Here is a 16726-nt window from a genome sequence, read left to right on the forward strand (position 1 = left end):
TCAGGCACAGAGAGTTTGCGCATGGTGGCGCAGGTGGTCGTCAATGAAGCTGGCGATGAAGTAGTAGCCGTGGTCGTACCCCTCGTGTCGGCGCAGCGTCAGGGGCTGACCCGCCGCCGCACATGCCGCCTCGAACAGATGGGGATGCAGCTGCGCCGCCAGGAAATTGTCGGCCAGCCCCTGGTCGATCAGCAAGGGGGGCGCCTTGCTTCCGCCTTTCACGAGCTCCGTGGCATCGTGCGACGCCCAGGCCGCACGATCTGCCCCCAGATACCCACCGAAGGCCTTCTCACCCCAGGGGCACTGCGTGGGCGCGGCGATCGGTGCGAAAGCCGACACGCTCTGGTACAGCCCAGGATTCCGAAGGGCGAGCGTGAGCGCACCGTGTCCACCCATCGAGTGGCCGAACAGGCCCACGCGGTCGCCACGCGCAGGAAACCGCGCCAGCACGAGTTCGCGCAGTTCGCGCGTAATCCAGCTCTCCATGCGGAAATGCGCGGACCACGGCGACTCGGTCGCATCGAGATAGAAGCCCGCACCATGGCCGAAGTCCCAGGCGGCGCTCGCGCCTTCGATACCGGTGTCGCGCGGACTCGTATCGGGCGACACCAGCATCAAGCCCAGCTCGGCGGCCAGGCGTTGCGCGCCGGCCTTGATGGCGAAGGTCTCCTCGGTGCAGGTCAGGCCCGCCAGATAGAACAGCACCGGCACAGGACCGTGCGCGGCCTGCGGCGGCACAAACACGCCGAACTTCATCGGCAGGCCGATCTCGCCCGATGCATGACGATAGAAACCCTGCACGCCACCGAAGCAGCGGTGCTCGCTGATCGTCTCCACGGCCATCAGAACTCCACGACGGCGCGGATCGACTCGCCGCGCTTCATCAGCGCGAAGCCTTCGTTGATGTCGGCCAGCTTGAGCTTGTGGGTGATCAGGTCGTCGATGTTGATCTTGCCTTCCATGTACCAGTCGACGATCTTCGGCACATCGGTGCGGCCACGTGCACCGCCGAATGCGGAGCCTTCCCACTTGCGGCCCGTCACCAGCTGGAAGGGACGCGTGCTGATCTCGGCGCCTGCCTCGGCCACGCCGATGATGATGCTGCGGCCCCAGCCCTTGTGCGTGCACTCCAGAGCCTGGCGCATGATCTTGGTGTTGCCGATGCATTCGAAGCTGTAGTCGGCACCGCCGTCGGTCAGCTGAACGATGGCATCGACCACATTCTCGACTTCGTTGGGGTTGATGAAGTGCGTCATGCCGAACTGGCGGGCCATCTCCTGGCGTGCAGGGTTGATGTCCACACCGATGATCTTGTCGGCACCCACCATCTTCGCGCCCTGGATCACGTTCAGGCCAATCCCCCCCAGACCGAACACCACCACGTTGGCACCGGCTTCCACCTTCGCGGTGAAGAGCACGGCACCGATGCCGGTGGTGACGCCGCAGCCGATGTAGCAGACCTTGTCGAACGGCGCGTCTTCGCGGATCTTGGCCAGCGAGATCTCGGGTGCGACGGTGTAGTTGCTGAACGTGCTGGTGCCCATGTAGTGGAAGATGGGCTTGCCGTCGACGCTGAAGCGGCTGGTGCTGTCGGGCATGAGGCCCTTGCCCTGCGTGCCACGGATCAGCTGGCACAGGTTGGTCTTGCGACTCAGGCAGAACTTGCACTGGCGGCATTCGGGGGTGTAGAGCGGGATCACGTGGTCGCCCTTCTTGAGCGAGGTCACGCCCGGGCCCACGTCCACCACGATGCCAGCCCCCTCGTGACCCAGGATGGCGGGAAAGATGCCTTCGGGATCGGCACCCGACAGCGTGTAGTAATCGGTATGGCAGATGCCGGTGGCCTTGATCTCGACCAGCACTTCGCCGAACTTAGGACCCTGCAGGTCGACGGTTTCAACGGTCAGTGGTTGGCCTGCTTTCCAGGCCACGGCGGCTTGCGTCTTCATGGTGTGTCTGCTCGGAGGTTGTGAAAACGGTCACGAGGTTACCGCAGATCACAGAAGCCCTCCGGAGCGACACGACAAGACCCGAAACGCTGCGCGAATCAATCCATCTTCGCGCCACCCTTGAACCAATGCGCCACCAGCGCACGCTCTTCATCGGTCATGCCGGTGGCGTTGTTCATGGGCATGAGCTTCGTGACCACGGCCTGCTGATAGACCGTCTGCGCGTGCTGCCTGACACCCTCCGCCGTGTCCAGACGGATGTTCTTGGACTGGAGGGCTTCACCATGGCACATCACGCAGCGCTGATCCAGGATGGGTTTGATCTGCGCGAAGCTCACCGTCTCGGGCACCGCCACGGCCTGCACTGGCGCGGGCTTGAGCCAGACGATGAGCGCGAGCAGCGCCACCACACCGGCCGCGGCGTAAGGCCAGGGGTGCTTGTTGCGGCCCAGCTTGTAACCGTGGCGCATGACGAAGAACTGGCGGATGGCCGCACCCGCGAACATCATGCCGATCAGGATCAGCCAGTTGTACTCGTGCGCGTAGGTGAAGCTGTAATGGTTGCTCAGCATCGCGAAGAGCACGGGCAACGTGAAGTAGGTGTTGTGCACGCTGCGCTGCTTGCCGCGCTTGCCGTGGATCGGGTCAACCGGCCGGCCGGCTTTGAGATCGGCCACGACCGTGCGCTGGCCGGGGATGATCCAGAAGAACACGTTGGCGCTCATCGCGGTGGCGATCATCGCGCCCACCAGCAGGAAGGCCGCTCGACCCGCGAACAGCTGCGTGGCCAGCCAGGCCGCCAGGCACACCAGAACCAGCACCAGAGCCCCGACCTTGGCATCGCCGTTTTCCTTCTGCCCGAGGGTGCGGCAGATCAGGTCGTACAGCAGCCAGAACACCACCAGGAAACCCAGCGCGGTCGCGATCGCGACCGGTGCCGACCATTCGAACACCTTCGGGTCGATCAGGTAGACATTCGGGCTCCACAGGTAGGACACCAGGAACAGCGCGAAGCCCGAAAGCCAGGTGGAATAACTCTCCCAATAGAACCAGTGCAGATGATCGGGCAGTTTGGGTGGCGAGACGTTGAACTTCACCGGGTGGTAGAACCCCCCGCCGTGCACGGCCCAGAGTTCACCGCTCACACCATCCTTCTTGAGCTGCTCGTCCTCGGGAGGTGTGAGGCTGCTGTCGAGAAAGACAAAGTAGAAGGAAGAGCCAATCCAGGCGATGGCCACGATGACGTGCAGCCAGCGGAGCAGCAGGTTGGCCCAGTCGAGCAGGTAAGTTTCCATGGCACCTCAAGCAAGGTCAGTTCAGGACTTGCGACTCACCACCGCGGGCGCTCTGAGTCGTCTGAGGGCCGCGTTTGGGTGTCATGAACACCTGCTCCGCTGCGACCGGTCCGGCAAAGTGTATACACTTTTTGAGAACATTCAAGGGGGTACCGGCGTATCCGAAGTGGCCTGGCATTCAAGCAACAACTGCGCCACCACCGAGGCGGCAATGACCGCAGGGGCCTTGCCCTCGATGCCCGGAAGACCGATCGGACAGGTGACGCGGGCCAGCTCGGCATCGCTGAAGCCGCGCTGGCGCAGGCGGCGGCGAAAGGTGGCCCATTTGGTCTTGCTGCCGATCAGGCCCACGAAACCCAGATCCCCGCTCTGGCGAAGGCGCAGGAGGCAGGCCGCCACGATGTCGAGGTCTTCCGCATGCGAGAAGCTCATGACGAGCACATGGGACCGCCTCACCAGTCCACGCACCGCGTATTGCACCGGTTCGGAATACTCGGCCCGCACATTGCCCGGCAGGTCGGCCGGAAACACTTCGTCCCGACTGTCGATCCATGTCACGTCGAATGGAAGTGGTGCCAGCGCCTGCACCAGGGCGCGGCCCACATGCCCGCCACCGAACAACGCCAGGGGAGCCCGGCCCTGGGTCAGGCGTTGCCGCAATGCGTCGACGTCTGAAGCGTCGACGGACTCGAAATGCAGGACCAACGCCCCGCCGCAGCACTGGCCAAGGCTCGGTCCGAGCGTGACAGCCTGAGACCAGACGCGCGGACGCTCACCGCCATTGCGCCCCAGCGCCTCTCGCGCGTGGCGCATTGCGTCCCATTCGAGGTGGCCTCCGCCGATCGTTCCGACAGCACCGCCGGTCGCGCCTCCGAAGACCGCCATCCACGCCCCGGTTTCGCGCGGCACGGAACCCCGTGTCACGCCGACCGTCACCACCACGGCGCGCTCTGTCGCAAGACGCAGCAAAAAGGATTCAAGGTCTGAGAGCATCTGTGGCGCCGATGTCAAAAAACTTGTATGGATACGTAATCGGAATCAAGAACCCTCAGTATCGGCCGTACTGTACGCACGCCCTGTCAAAAACGCCCATAGACTTCATCCGCTTTGCCATATGGTCCACCCGAAGACCAGGGCAGCCCACCCGACCCACAGGTTCCGCCACATGAGAGACATTGTTCCCGCCCCCCGTCCCGCCCAGTGCGCGGACGTCGCCGAAGCTCCGCGCGCGCACTGGCGCTGGCTTGGCCTCTGCACCGCCGCCCTGCTGGCCGCTTGTGCCGCGCCGCTGCCCCCGCCACCGCCCCCCCCCCCACCACCTCCCCCTGCCCCCGTGCCCGCGCCGCCGCCGGTCAGCACACTCCCGACACCCGAATTCGTGTCGCTTGCGGTCTCTCCGCTGGACTATCGCAAGGATGGTGCCCGCCATATCTACGAGCGCAACAGCCACCGCATCTACAAGGGTCAGCTGCCCCCCCTCATGCATGCCGTGGGCGTGTTGCAGGTGCAGGTCGACGGCCGTGGCAATGTGCAGACCATCAACTGGATGCGGGCGCCCAGCCATGTGCCCGACGTGATGCGAGAGATCGAACGCACGGTGCGCGCCGCAGCGCCTTTCCCGGCCCCGGTCCGCATGGGAAGCGTCACCTACACCGACGTCTGGCTGTGGGACAAGAGCGGCAAATTCCAGCTCGACACCCTGACCGAAGGCCAGCGCAACAAGTGACCATGCGCTGCCTCACATGAACAAACCCGCCGGATGGCGGGTTTTTTCATGTGCGCTCAACTGCCACGGTAGGTGGAATAGCTCCACGGACTCACCAGCAGCGGCACGTGGTAGTGCTGGTCGGCGTGCGCCACACCGAAATCCAGCGCCACGCGGTTCAGGAAGTTGGGCTCAGGCAGTGGCACGCCCCTGGCTGCGAAGTACCCCTTCACATCGAATACAAGACGATAGGTGCCGGTCTTCAGATTGGTGTGGTCGTACAGCAGGCCGTCCGGGTTGCGGCCATCGCTGTTGAGGGTGAAACGCTTGACCAGCGTGGCCTGGTCGCCTTGCGTGGTATGCAGCTCCACCACCATGCCGGCCGCAGGACAGCCGTGCATCGTGTCCAGAACGTGTGTGCTCAAGCCCATGGGTCTTCCTTCCGTGTTCGATTGATGGTCGACCGAAAGTGTATACACTTTTTGTTTTTCTGGATATGATGATCCGCATGGAAACCTCCAGCACCCTGCACATCGTCGAGTCGCTCACCCGTGCCATCGTGGAGCACCGTCTGCACCCTGGCACCAAGCTGGCAGAACAGAAGCTGGCCGATCACTTCGGCGTCTCGCGCACCCTCGTGCGACAGGCCCTCTTCCAGCTGTCCCAGAACCGCCTGATACGGCTCGAGCCGGCGCGCGGCGCTTTCGTGGCCACGCCTTCCGTGCAGGAAGCGCAGCAGGTGTTCGCCGTGCGCCGCATGCTCGAGGTGGAAATGACCCGGGCCTTCGTCAAGACGGTGACGAACGCCAAGATCAAGGCGCTGCGCGAACACGTGGCCCAGGAGAAGCTCGCGGTGAGCAACGAAGATGTGGCCGGACGCACCGAACTGCTGGGCGACTTTCATGTGCGCATGGCCGAGCTCATGGGCAACCAGGTGCTCGCCGAGCTGCTGCGCGAACTCATCTCGCGCTGCGCGCTGATCACGCTCATGTACCAGAGCAACCAGGCCGCCGAGCACTCCAACGACGAACACGCCGACATCGTCAAGGCGCTCGCTGCGCGCGACGAAGAGCTGGCCGTTCGCCTCATGAACGAGCACCTGCTGCACGTCGAGGAAAACCTGACCTTCGACCGCAAGGTGCCCACCAACGACATCTCCATGGCGCTTTCATGACACCGCCTCCTTTGCGCACCTCCATGCCCCTCTACGACTCCACAGCCCCCTACCCTCGCGACCTCGCCGGCTACGGCCGCGACGTGCCCCATGCCCGCTGGCCGGGCGGCGCGCGCATTGCCGTGCAGTTCGTCCTGAACTACGAAGAGGGTGGCGAGAACAGCGTGTTGCACGGCGACGATGCCTCCGAACAGTTCCTGTCGGAAATGTTCAACCCCGCAGCCTTCCCGGAACGCCACATCAGCATGGAAGGCATCTACGAATACGGTTCGAGGGCCGGGGTGTGGCGCATCCTGCGGGAGTTCGAACGGCGCGGCCTGCCGCTGACCGTGTTTGGTGTGGCCACGGCGCTGCAGCGCAGCCCGGAGGTGACTGCCGCGTTCAAGGAACTGGGGCACGACATCGCCTGCCACGGATGGAAATGGATCCACTACCAGAACGTGGACGAAGCCACCGAACGCGCGCACATGGCGCAGGCCATGGAACTGATCGAGCGCCTCACGGGCAGCCGGCCACTGGGCTGGTACACCGGGCGCGACAGTCCGCGCACACGCCGCCTGGTGGCAGACTTCGGTGGCTTCGAATACGACAGCGACTACTACGGCGATGACCTGCCTTTCTGGATGAAGGTGCGCAAGACCGATGGCAGCGATGCGCACCAGCTCATCGTGCCTTACACGCTGGATTGCAACGACATGCGCTTCGCGCTGCCCCAGGGCTACTCGCACGCCGACCCGTTCTTCCAGTACATGAAGGACAGCTTCGACGCCCTCTACGCCGAAGGCGACCCCGCCGGCCTGGATCGGCCCAAGATGATGAGCATCGGCATGCACTGCCGCCTGCTGGGGCGCCCGGGCCGCATCACCGCCCTGCAGCGCTTCCTGGATCACATCCAGCAACACGACCACGTGTGGGTGGCGCGCCGCGTCGACATCGCGCGCCACTGGAAGACCACGCACCCCCTGTCCGCAGCCTGAGCCCGACGCCATGCCCATCACCCTGGAACAACTCAACCGCGCGACACTGGCCGAGGCCGTGCAGATGCTCGACGGTCTTTACGAACACTCGCCCTGGATCGCCGAGCAGGCGTTGGCGCAACGACCGTTCCCCTCGCTGGCCGCGCTCAAGCACGCCATGGTGAAGGTGCTGGCGGCCGCTGGCGTGGACGCGCAGCTCGCGCTGATCCGCGCCCACCCCGAGCTGGCCGGCAAGGCCATGGTGGCCCGGTCGCTCACCGCCGAATCCACCAACGAGCAGACCAAGGCCGGCCTGACGAACTGCACGCCCGAGGAATTCGCGCACATCCAGCAGCTCAATGCGCAATACAACGCCAAGTTCGGTTTTCCATTCATTCTGGCGGTGCGTGGCCCGCGCGGTGCCGGTCTGGCCAAGCGCGAGATCATCGCCACGTTCGAACGCCGGCTCAGCCACCCGGTGGACTTTGAACGCGCTGAATGCCTGCGCAACATCCATCGCATCGCCGAGATCCGGCTGAACGACAAGTTCGGTTTCGAACCGGTCACCGGCAACCGTGTGTGGGACTGGCATGAAGACCTCTCACGCCACAGCGACCCTGGCTTCGCCGAGCACGGCCAGCTCACCGTCACCTACCTGACCGACGCGCACCGCGCCTGTGCCGCGGATATCGCGGCGCGCATGCGCGAATGTGGCTTCGACGAGGTGCACATCGACGCCGTGGGCAATGTGGTGGGCCGCTACCACGCCGCCACGCCCGATGCGCCCACCCTCCTAACCGGCAGCCACTACGACACGGTGCGCAACGGCGGCAAGTACGACGGGCGACTGGGCATCTTCGTGCCCATGGCCTGCGTGCAACAACTGCACGCGGCGGGCCGCCGGCTGCCGTTCGCCTTCGAAGTGGTCGGCTTCGCCGAAGAGGAAGGTCAGCGCTACAAGGCCACCTTCCTCGGCTCTGGCGCCCTCACCGGCCACTTCAATCCGGCGTGGCTCGATCAGCTGGACGCCGACGGCGTCAGCATGCGCCAGGCCATGCAGCACGCGGCCCTGCCCGCCACACTGGAAGCGATCAACGCACTGCAGCGCGATCCGTCGCGTTACCTCGGCTTCGTGGAAGTGCACATCGAGCAGGGCCCCGTTCTGAACGAGATGGACCTGCCATTGGGCGTGGTCACCTCCATCAACGCCAGCGTCCGTTACCTGTGCGAAGCCGTCGGCATGGCCAGCCATGCTGGCACGACGCCGATGGACCGCCGGCGCGATGCCGCCAGCGCGGTGGCAGAACTGGCGCTCTATGCCGAAGAACGTGCCGCCGCCGACGGCGACTCTGTGGCCACCATCGGCATGCTGCAGGTGCCTGGCGGGTCGATCAACGTGGTGCCCGGCCGCTGCCTCTTCTCGCTGGACCTGCGTGCACCCAGCAACGCGCAGCGCGACGCGCTGGAGCGCGACATCCTCGCGAAGCTGCGTGCCATCTGCGAACGGCGCGGCATTGGCCTCAAGACCGAAGAAACCATGCGCGCCGCCGCCGCACCCAGTGCCCCTGCCTGGCAGGCGCGCTGGGAAAAAGCCGTGGAAGCCCTGGGCGTCCCCCTGCACCGCATGCCCAGCGGTGCGGGCCACGACGCCATGAAGCTGCACGAGGTCATGCCCCAGGCCATGCTGTTCGTTCGCGGCCTCAACAGCGGCATCAGCCACAACCCGCTGGAGTCGACGACCAGCGACGACATGGAGCTGTGCGTGAACGCTTTCCTGCACCTCCTTGACCAACTCGCCACCGAACACAGCCACTGAACGCCATGACCATCGAACAACAACTGGACGCCTGGATCGACAGCCATTTCGACGAAGAAGTGCGCTTCCTGCAGGAGCTCGTTCGCGTGCCCACCGACACACCGCCGGGCAACAACGCTCCCCACGCCGAACGCACCGCCGGGCTGCTCGCAGCCATGGGCCTGAACGCAGAGAAGCACGCCGTTCCCGCGGCCGAGGTGGAGGCCGCAGGCCTGCAGAGCATCACAAACCTCATCGTGCGCCGCCCCTATGGCCCTGGCCGCACCATTGCCCTGAACGCGCATGGCGACGTGGTGCCGCCGGGTGAAGGCTGGACCTTCGATCCGTATGGCGGCGAGGTGGCCGACGGCAAGATCTATGGCCGTGCCACGGCCGTGAGCAAGAGCGACATCGCCAGCTTCACCTTCGCCATCCGCGCGCTCGAATCCCTGGGCGCGAAGCTCGCGGGCGGTGTCGAACTGCACGTGACCTACGACGAGGAATACGGCGGCGAAGTCGGCCCCGACTGGCTGCTGAAGAAAGGACTCACGAAGCCCGACCTGATGATCGCCGCCGGCTTCAGCTACCAGGTGGTGGTGGCGCACAACGGCTGCCTCCAGCTCGAAGTGACGGTGCATGGCGACATGGCCCATGCCGCCATTCCCGACAGCGGCACCGACGCCCTGCAAGGCGCCACGCACATCCTCAACGCGCTCTACGCCCTCAATGCCGACTACCTCAAGGTGTCCTCGAACGTCGAGGGCATCACCCACCCCTACCTCAACGTCGGCCTGATCAGCGGCGGCACGAACACCAATGTCATCCCGGGCAAGGTGGTGCTCAAGATCGACCGCCGCATGATCCCCGAGGAAGACCCTGCCGAGGTCGAAGCCGCCTTGCGCCGCACCATCGAACAGGCCGCCGCCAGTTTCCAGCCCCCGCGCGGTGGCCGGCAGCTCAAGGTGGATGTGCGCCGGCTGCTGCTCGCCCGCGCCATGAAGCCGCTGCCCGGCAACCAGCCGCTGGTGCAGGCGATCCAGAAACACGGCCAGGCCGTGTTCGGCGAAGCCATCCCTGCCGTGGGCACGCCCCTCTACACCGATGTGCGTCTCTATGTCGAGCGCGGCATCCCTGGCGTGATCTACGGTGCCGGCCCGCGCACCGTGCGCGAATCGAACGCCAAGCGCGCCGACGAGCACCTGGAGCTCGACGATCTCAAGCGTGCCACCAAGGTGATCGCGCGCACGCTGTTCGATCTGCTGCAGCCCGCCTGATTCGCTCCTGAAACGCCGCCCTGGCACCCCCATTGGCGGTTCGCTGCGTGACACAATGGGCGCGCATTTCACACGCCTTCTGGAGACACCATGACCCCCGCTGAACAAGCCCTGCGCGATGCCGCGTTCGAGTACCACCGCACGCCCTCGCGCGGCAAGATCGCCGTCACCCCCACCAAGCCCTTGTCCAACCAGCGCGACCTGTCGCTGGCCTACTCCCCCGGCGTGGCGTATCCCTGCCTGGCCATCGAGTCCGATCCCGCCACAGCCGCCGAATACACCTCGCGCGGCAACCTTGTCGGCGTGATCACCAACGGCACCGCGGTGCTCGGCCTGGGCGACATCGGCCCGCTGGCGGCCAAGCCGGTGATGGAAGGCAAGGGTTGCCTGTTCAAGAAGTTCGCCGGCATCGACGTGTTCGACATCGAACTGGACGAGAAGGACCCGGACAAGCTGGTCGAGATCATCGCGGCGCTCGAGCCCACGCTGGGCGGCATCAACCTCGAGGACATCAAGGCGCCCGAGTGCTTCTACATCGAGAAGAAGCTGCGCGAGCGCATGGGCATTCCCGTGTTCCACGACGACCAGCATGGCACCGCCATCATCTCGGCCGCCGCGCTGCTCAACGGCCTGGAGCTCGTGGGCAAGGACATCGGCGCGGTCAAGCTCGCGGTGAGCGGCGCGGGTGCCGCGGCCATCGCCTGCCTGGACGTGATGGTGGGCCTGGGCGTCAAGCGCGAGAACATCTACGTGTGCGACTCCAAGGGTGTGGTCCACGAAGGCCGCGCAGGCGGCTACGACGAATCCAAGGCGCGCTATGCGCAGAAGACCGACAAGCGCACGCTGGCCGACGCGGTCGACGGTGCCGACGTGTTCCTCGGCTGCTCGGCCGCGGGCGTGCTCACCGCGGAGATGATGAAGACCATGGGCCCCAAGCCCATCGTGCTCGCGCTGGCCAACCCCGAGCCCGAGATCCGGCCCGAGCTGGCGAAGGCCGTGCGGCCTGACGTCATCATCGCCACCGGCCGCAGCGACTACCCGAACCAGGTCAACAACGTCCTGTGCTTTCCCTACATCTTCCGCGGCGCGCTCGACTGCGGCGCCACGCGCATCACCGATGAAATGAAGCTGGCCTGCGTGCGCCAGATCGCCGACCTGGTGAAAAGCGAAACCAGCGAGGAAGTGGCCAACGCCTACGCCGGCCAGGAATTGAGCTTCGGCCCGGACTACATCATTCCCAAGCCGTTCGACTCGCGCCTGATCCTGCGCATTGCCCCCGCTGTGGCACAAGCCGCTGCCGATTCCGGTGTGGCCACGCGCCCGATTGCCGACATGGACGCCTACCGGCAGCAACTGGGCCGCTTCGTCTATCAGACGGGCATCCTGATGCAGCCGGTTTTCAACGCGGCCAAGGCGCTGCCCAAGAAGGCCCGCGTGGCCTACGCCGACGGCGAGGACGAGCGTGCGCTGCGTGCCGCGCAGATGGCCATCGACGACCAGATCGCGGTGCCGATCCTGATCGGGCGCCCGGCCGTGATCGAGGCACGCATCGCCAAGGCCGGCCTGCGCATGAAGCTCGGTCAGGACGTGCAGAACGTCAACCCGGAAGACGATCCGCGCTTCCGCCAGTACTGGGAGCATTACCACCAGATCATGGGCCGCCAGGGCGCCACGCCCGAGGTGGCAAAGGCAGCAGTACGGCGCTCCAACACCATCATCGGCTCGCTCATGCTGTCGCTCGGCGATGCGGACGCGCTGATCTGCGGTCTGGTGGGTGGCTACATGACGCACCTCGAGCGCATCGATCACGTGCTGGGCCGCCGCAAGGATGCCGGCCTGTACGCGGCGGTGAACGCACTCATGACGGACCGTGGCCCGGTGTTCATCGCTGACACGTACGTCAACGAAACCCCGAGTGCCGAGGAGCTGGCCGAGATCGCCTGGATGGCGGCGCAGGAGGTGCAGCGTTTCGGGTTGCCGCCCAAGGTGGCCTTCCTGTCGCATTCCAGTTTCGGCTCGAGCAAGCGCCCGTCGGCTCGCAAGATGGCGCAGGCGCGCGACCTGTTCGTGGCGGCCCACCCCGAGATCGAGTGCGACGGCGAGCTGCATGGCGACGCGGCGCTGCAACCGGAGATCCGTTCGGTTTACCTGGCGGACTCCACGCTCACCGGCTCGGCCAACCTGCTGATCTGCCCGAACCTGGACGCCGCGAACATCCTCTACAACGTGATGAAGACGACCGCCAGCGGCGGGGTCACGGTCGGCCCGGTGCTCATGGGCTCGGCGGGCACGGTGCACATCCTCACGCCCGCAGCCACGGTGCGACGGGTGCTGAACATGACGGCTTTGGCTGCTGCCAGTGGTGGTGCGCTGGATTGAGGTGTCTGATTGGCTTCAAGGAAAGGACGCTCCGGCGTCCTTTTTTTCGCCTGTACCTCGCAGGTTCATGAGGGTGGGCGCTCTGTTGCGCGAATGTCCCCCGGCGGCGGGAGGCCGCCTCCTCCTTTATTTCGCTACACAGAGCGCCCACCCTCATGAACCCAACCCACACCTCAGCGTGCCCCAAGTTCGATCGCCAATGAGGTCGTCGGTGACGAGAGGGCGCAGCGCAGCGAAATAAAAGGAGGAGAGGCGGCGAAGCCGACTCGGGGGACATTCGCGGAGCCGCGCCCCCTCGGCGCCGACGACCGGAGCAACGCCAAAGAAACCACCAACAGACCACCGGTGAAACACCTACACCGCCGGTCAGGACACCGGGTTTTCCCTAGGTATTCCCCATCATGCAGTACACATAATCTGTATACAGTTTTGCATGCATTGAAGGCCAGACCATGCCGCAAGGAACCCCCATGACCCCCTCCGTCCATCCCGTTGATGAAGTCCTGCCCACCGGCAAACTCACGGCACTCGGCCTGCAACACGTGCTCGTGATGTACGCCGGCGCGGTCGCCGTGCCGCTCATCGTGGGACGCGCGCTCAAACTCAGTCCGGAACAGGTCGCCATGCTCATCTCGGCCGACCTCTTCTGCTGCGGACTCGTCACCCTCATCCAGGCACTCGGTGCCACGCAATGGTTCGGCATCAAGCTGCCCGTGATGATGGGCGTCACCTTCGCGTCCGTGGCGCCCATGGTGGCCATGGCCAACAGCAACCCCGGCATCCAGGGCGCAGGCCTGATCTTCGGCTCCATCATCGGTGCGGGCATCGTCTCCATCCTCATCGCGCCCATCGTCAGCCGCATGCTGCGCTTCTTCCCTCCCGTGGTCACCGGCACCATCATCGCGGTCATCGGCATCAGCCTCATGCGCGTGGGCATCAACTGGATATTCGGCAATCCGGTCGGCCCCACCACGCCGTCCATTCCCAGCCCCGAACACCTGGCCTGGCTGCACACGGTGAACGAAGCCACGGCCAAGGGTTTGGTGCCCGAAATCCCGAAAGGCCTGGCCATCGTGGGCGGTGTGCCCAACCCCGCCTATGCGCAACCCGCACACATCGGCATCGCCGCCATCGTGCTCGCGGCCATCCTGCTGATCGCCAAATACGCACGCGGCTTCATCGCCAACATCTCGGTGCTGCTGGGCATCGTCGTCGGGGCCATCATCGCGGCAGCCACCGGCCTCATGACCTTCGAGAAGGTGGGCCACGCCGGCTGGTTCGATCTGGTGCTGCCCTTCGAGATCGCCATGCCGATCTTCGACCCCATCCTCATTCTCACGATGAGCCTGGTGATGATCGTCGTGATGATCGAATCCACCGGCATGTTCCTCGCGCTGGGCGACATGACCGACCGCAGGATCGACCAGAAGGCACTCACCGCAGGCCTGCGCACCGATGGCCTGGGCACGCTGATCGGCGGCATCTTCAACACATTCCCCTACACCAGCTTCTCGCAGAACGTCGGCCTGGTCGGCGTCACCGGCGTCAAGAGCCGCTTCGTCTGCGTCGCCGGCGGCGTCATCCTCATCGTGCTGGGCCTGCTGCCCAAGATGGCCGCGCTGGTGGAGTCCCTGCCCACCTTCGTGCTCGGTGGCGCCGGGCTGGTGATGTTCGGCATGGTGGCCGCCACCGGCATCCGCATCCTGGCGGGTGTGGACTACAAGGGCAACCGCAACAACCTCTTCATCGTGGCGGTATCGATCGGCTTCGGCATGATCCCGCTGGTCGCGCCCAACTTCAAGCAGTGGATGCCGCACGCCATCCACCCCCTGATCGAGTCGGGCATCCTGCTGGCGTCCATCAGCGCCGTGGCACTCAACCTGTACTTCAACGGCAGCCGCGGCGACAACACCGCTGCCATCGAAGCGGCCAAGCATGCCGAGGCGCACTGAAAGGGAGCGCTCCGCTTCGTGATACAGGCCCCGCAAGGGGCCTTTTTCTTGCCACCCGCACTCCCCGACATGGTGCAAGCCCCGATGTGGTGCGCACCATTCAGGGTTAGTCTCGATGACGTCCAGAGGGCAGTCCACAAGAATCTGTATACAAATTCTGTGCTCAAAAGGCGCCCCGGGCACCTTTTCGACGCGCGCACGCCGCTGGCACCTTTATTGCTGATACCCAGGCATTGCCGGGGTGACCTGAGCAAGCCCCGAAAACCCGACCACCAAGGAGAATCCATGAACAAGCGCCACTTCATCAAGACCACCGCGGCCCTGGCCGCCACCGTCGCGTTCTGCGGCGGCGCGCTGGCGCAAACGCCGATCAAGTTCCAGCTCGACTGGCGCTTCGAAGGTCCTGCCGCGCTGTTCCTGCAGTCCGCCGCCAAGGGCTATTACAAGGCCGCCGGTCTGGACGTGACCATCGACGCCGGCAACGGCTCGGGCGGTACTGTCACACGCGTGGCCTCGGGCACGTACGACATGGGCTTTGCCGACCTGGCCGCGCTGATGGAGTTCCATGCCAACAACCCCGACGCACCCAACAAGCCCGTGGCCGTGATGATGGTCTACAACAACACGCCGGCAGCGGTGCTCGCGCTCAAGAAGAGCGGCATTACCAAGCCAGCCGACCTCAACGGCAAGAAACTCGGTGCGCCGGTGTTCGATGCCGGGCGCAAGGCCTACCCGATCTTCCAGAAGGCCAACAACATCACCACCGCAAACTGGACCTCGATGGATCCGCCCCTGCGCGAAACCATGCTGGTGCGCGGCGACATCGACGCCATCACGGGCTTCTCGTTCACCTCGCTGCTCAACCTGGAAGCCCGTGGCGTGAAGACCGAGGACGTGGTCATCATGTCCTACCCCGACTACGGCGTGAAGCTGTACGGCAACGTGATCATCGCCTCGCCCAAGCTGATCAAGGAAAACCCGGCTGCCGTGAAGGCGTTCCTCTCCTCCTTCGCCAAGGGTGCGAAGGAAGTGATGGCCAACCCGGCCGCCGCCATCGAAACCGTGAAGGCCCGCGACGGCATCATCAACGTCCCGCTGGAAACCCGCCGCCTGGCGCTCGCCATCGACTCCGTCGTGGCCAGCCCCGATGCGCGCAAGGAAGGCTTCGGCCAGGTCAATCCGGGCCGCCTGAGTCTGATGGCCTCGCAGGTGTCTGACGCCTATGGCACCAAGACGCGCATCGACCCGGCCGCCGTGTGGAACGGCACCATGCTGCCGTCCGCTGCAGAACTCAACGTTCTGCCGCCCGCCAAGAAGTAAGCCAGCGACAACGCCGGCCTCCGGCACGGGCCAGCTTCCCCACGGCGGCTGGCCTTTTTTTCAGGAAGAGCATCCATGCAAGCAAGCAGCACAGGCGACGACACGGCCTTCGTCGACTTCGACAAGGTCTGGCTGGCCTACAACGACGAATTGCTCGCCAAGAATGTCTTCGCCGTCGAAGACATCAACCTCAAGGTCAAGCGCGGTGAATTCATTGCCATCGTCGGCCCGTCGGGTTGCGGCAAGTCCACCTTCATGAAGCTCACCACGGGCCTGAAGATGCCCAGCATGGGCAAGATCCGGATCGACGGTCAACCCGTCACCGGCCCGCTCAAGATTTCGGGCATGGCGTTCCAGGCACCGTCGCTGCTGCCCTGGCGTACCACGCTGGACAACGTGCTGCTGCCCCTTGAGATCGTCGAACCCTACCGCAGCCAGTTCAAGGACCGGCGCAAGGAGTACGAAGAGCGCGCCAGGAAGCTGCTGGCCAGTGTCGGGCTCGGAGGCATGGAGAACAAGTTCCCGTGGGAACTCTCTGGCGGCATGCAGCAGCGCGCCAGCATCTGCCGCGCGCTGATCCACGAGCCCAAGATGCTGCTGCTCGACGAGCCCTTCGGTGCACTGGACGCGTTCACGCGCGAGGAGCTCTGGTGCACCTTGCGCGACCTCTGGGAGGCGCAGCGCTTCAACGTCATCCTGGTCACTCACGATCTGCGCGAATCGGTCTTCCTGGCCGACACGGTGTACTGCATGAGCCGCAGTCCTGGCCGCTTCGTGGTGCAACGTGAGATTCCGATCCCGCGCACGCGCGACCTCGAGGTGACCTACACCAAGGATTTCACCGACATCGTGCACGAGCTGCGCGGCCACATCGGCGCCATGCGCAAGGCTGGCGCGGTGATCAACCAGTAAGACAGCGGAGCTCCA

Annotated in this window: 14 protein-coding genes; 9 read left to right on the forward strand and 5 right to left on the reverse strand. The window is 65.1% G+C overall.

All coding sequences use genetic code 11. The features are described from left to right. From fghA to xdhC, 4 genes are all read right to left on the reverse strand, one after another. Positions 1-843, reverse strand: a complete 843-nt coding sequence (gene fghA / locus J2X09_RS12865; protein ID WP_204733705.1) for an S-formylglutathione hydrolase — start codon at positions 841-843, stop codon at positions 1-3. Further along, positions 843-1949 (reverse strand): S-(hydroxymethyl)glutathione dehydrogenase/class III alcohol dehydrogenase, encoded by a 1107-nt coding sequence (locus J2X09_RS12870; RefSeq protein WP_204733704.1) that lies wholly within the window; start codon positions 1947-1949, stop codon positions 843-845. Before J2X09_RS12870 ends, fghA begins: the two co-directional genes overlap by 1 nt. 98 nt (positions 1950-2047) lie before the next feature. After that, positions 2048-3244, reverse strand: coding sequence for a urate hydroxylase PuuD (locus tag J2X09_RS12875; protein ID WP_204733703.1), 1197 nt, complete (start codon positions 3242-3244; stop codon positions 2048-2050). Positions 3245-3385: 141 nt separating this feature from the next. Beyond that, positions 3386-4237, reverse strand: a complete 852-nt coding sequence (gene xdhC, locus J2X09_RS12880) for a xanthine dehydrogenase accessory protein XdhC (protein ID WP_204733702.1) — start codon at positions 4235-4237, stop codon at positions 3386-3388. Positions 4238-4409: 172 nt separating this feature from the next. On the opposite strand from xdhC, the gene J2X09_RS12885 reads away from it, so the two are divergent. Continuing rightward, positions 4410-4970 carry a hypothetical protein gene (locus tag J2X09_RS12885; RefSeq protein ID WP_310308446.1) on the forward strand — a complete coding sequence of 187 codons (561 nt, stop codon included), beginning with the start codon at positions 4410-4412 and terminating at the stop codon, positions 4968-4970. A 56-nt stretch (positions 4971-5026) separates the two neighbouring features. Here J2X09_RS12885 and uraH read toward each other — a convergent pair whose 3' ends face one another. Then, positions 5027-5380: a hydroxyisourate hydrolase gene (gene uraH, locus J2X09_RS12890; protein WP_204733701.1), complete on the reverse strand. Its 354-nt coding sequence runs from the start codon at positions 5378-5380 to the stop codon at positions 5027-5029. A 68-nt stretch (positions 5381-5448) separates the two neighbouring features. Here uraH and J2X09_RS12895 point away from each other — a divergent pair, with 68 nt between their 5' ends. From J2X09_RS12895 to J2X09_RS12930, 8 genes are all read left to right on the forward strand, one after another. Beyond that, a complete protein-coding gene (locus J2X09_RS12895; protein WP_204733700.1) occupies positions 5449-6123 on the forward strand; it encodes a GntR family transcriptional regulator in 675 nt (224 codons plus the stop codon). Between the two features lie 23 nt (positions 6124-6146). Beyond that, on the forward strand, positions 6147-7100 hold the full coding sequence (gene puuE / locus J2X09_RS12900) for an allantoinase PuuE (protein WP_204733911.1): 954 nt from the start codon (positions 6147-6149) through the stop codon (positions 7098-7100). A 10-nt stretch (positions 7101-7110) separates the two neighbouring features. Then, positions 7111-8895, forward strand: coding sequence for a 2-oxo-4-hydroxy-4-carboxy-5-ureidoimidazoline decarboxylase (uraD, locus tag J2X09_RS12905; RefSeq protein WP_204733699.1), 1785 nt, complete (start codon positions 7111-7113; stop codon positions 8893-8895). Positions 8896-8900: 5 nt separating this feature from the next. Further along, positions 8901-10148 (forward strand): ArgE/DapE family deacylase, encoded by a 1248-nt coding sequence (locus tag J2X09_RS12910; protein ID WP_204733698.1) that lies wholly within the window; start codon positions 8901-8903, stop codon positions 10146-10148. 90 nt (positions 10149-10238) lie between these two features. After that, positions 10239-12527 carry an NADP-dependent malic enzyme gene (locus tag J2X09_RS12915; RefSeq protein WP_204733697.1) on the forward strand — a complete coding sequence of 763 codons (2289 nt, stop codon included), beginning with the start codon at positions 10239-10241 and terminating at the stop codon, positions 12525-12527. A 470-nt stretch (positions 12528-12997) separates the two neighbouring features. Next, positions 12998-14479: a nucleobase:cation symporter-2 family protein gene (locus tag J2X09_RS12920; RefSeq protein WP_204733696.1), complete on the forward strand. Its 1482-nt coding sequence runs from the start codon at positions 12998-13000 to the stop codon at positions 14477-14479. A gap of 285 nt (positions 14480-14764) precedes the next feature. Further along, on the forward strand, positions 14765-15799 hold the full coding sequence (locus J2X09_RS12925; RefSeq protein ID WP_204733695.1) for an ABC transporter substrate-binding protein: 1035 nt from the start codon (positions 14765-14767) through the stop codon (positions 15797-15799). Positions 15800-15874: 75 nt separating this feature from the next. Further along, positions 15875-16711 (forward strand): ABC transporter ATP-binding protein, encoded by an 837-nt coding sequence (locus J2X09_RS12930; protein WP_204733694.1) that lies wholly within the window; start codon positions 15875-15877, stop codon positions 16709-16711. Positions 16712-16726 lie beyond the last annotated feature (15 nt).

Origin of the sequence: Hydrogenophaga laconesensis (assembly GCF_031457235.1) — a bacterium.
In the GTDB taxonomy this organism is placed as follows: domain Bacteria; phylum Pseudomonadota; class Gammaproteobacteria; order Burkholderiales; family Burkholderiaceae_C; genus Hydrogenophaga; species Hydrogenophaga laconesensis.

Excerpts from the sequence above, each read along its gene's own strand:
- J2X09_RS12915 (WP_204733697.1), top strand. The coding sequence starts at position 10,239 with ATGACCCCCGCTGAACAAGCCCTGCGCGATGCCGCGTTCGAGTACCAC.
- uraD (WP_204733699.1), top strand. The coding sequence starts at position 7,111 with ATGCCCATCACCCTGGAACAACTCAACCGCGCGACACTGGCCGAGGCC.
- xdhC (WP_204733702.1), bottom strand. The coding sequence starts at position 4,237 with ATGCTCTCAGACCTTGAATCCTTTTTGCTGCGTCTTGCGACAGAGCGC.
- J2X09_RS12920 (WP_204733696.1), top strand. The coding sequence starts at position 12,998 with ATGACCCCCTCCGTCCATCCCGTTGATGAAGTCCTGCCCACCGGCAAA.
- J2X09_RS12910 (WP_204733698.1), top strand. The coding sequence starts at position 8,901 with ATGACCATCGAACAACAACTGGACGCCTGGATCGACAGCCATTTCGAC.
- J2X09_RS12885 (WP_310308446.1), top strand. The coding sequence starts at position 4,410 with ATGAGAGACATTGTTCCCGCCCCCCGTCCCGCCCAGTGCGCGGACGTC.
- fghA (WP_204733705.1), bottom strand. The coding sequence starts at position 843 with ATGGCCGTGGAGACGATCAGCGAGCACCGCTGCTTCGGTGGCGTGCAG.
- J2X09_RS12930 (WP_204733694.1), top strand. The coding sequence starts at position 15,875 with ATGCAAGCAAGCAGCACAGGCGACGACACGGCCTTCGTCGACTTCGAC.
- J2X09_RS12925 (WP_204733695.1), top strand. The coding sequence starts at position 14,765 with ATGAACAAGCGCCACTTCATCAAGACCACCGCGGCCCTGGCCGCCACC.
- J2X09_RS12870 (WP_204733704.1), bottom strand. The coding sequence starts at position 1,949 with ATGAAGACGCAAGCCGCCGTGGCCTGGAAAGCAGGCCAACCACTGACC.
- puuE (WP_204733911.1), top strand. The coding sequence starts at position 6,147 with ATGCCCCTCTACGACTCCACAGCCCCCTACCCTCGCGACCTCGCCGGC.
- uraH (WP_204733701.1), bottom strand. The coding sequence starts at position 5,380 with ATGGGCTTGAGCACACACGTTCTGGACACGATGCACGGCTGTCCTGCG.
- J2X09_RS12875 (WP_204733703.1), bottom strand. The coding sequence starts at position 3,244 with ATGGAAACTTACCTGCTCGACTGGGCCAACCTGCTGCTCCGCTGGCTG.
- J2X09_RS12895 (WP_204733700.1), top strand. The coding sequence starts at position 5,449 with ATGATCCGCATGGAAACCTCCAGCACCCTGCACATCGTCGAGTCGCTC.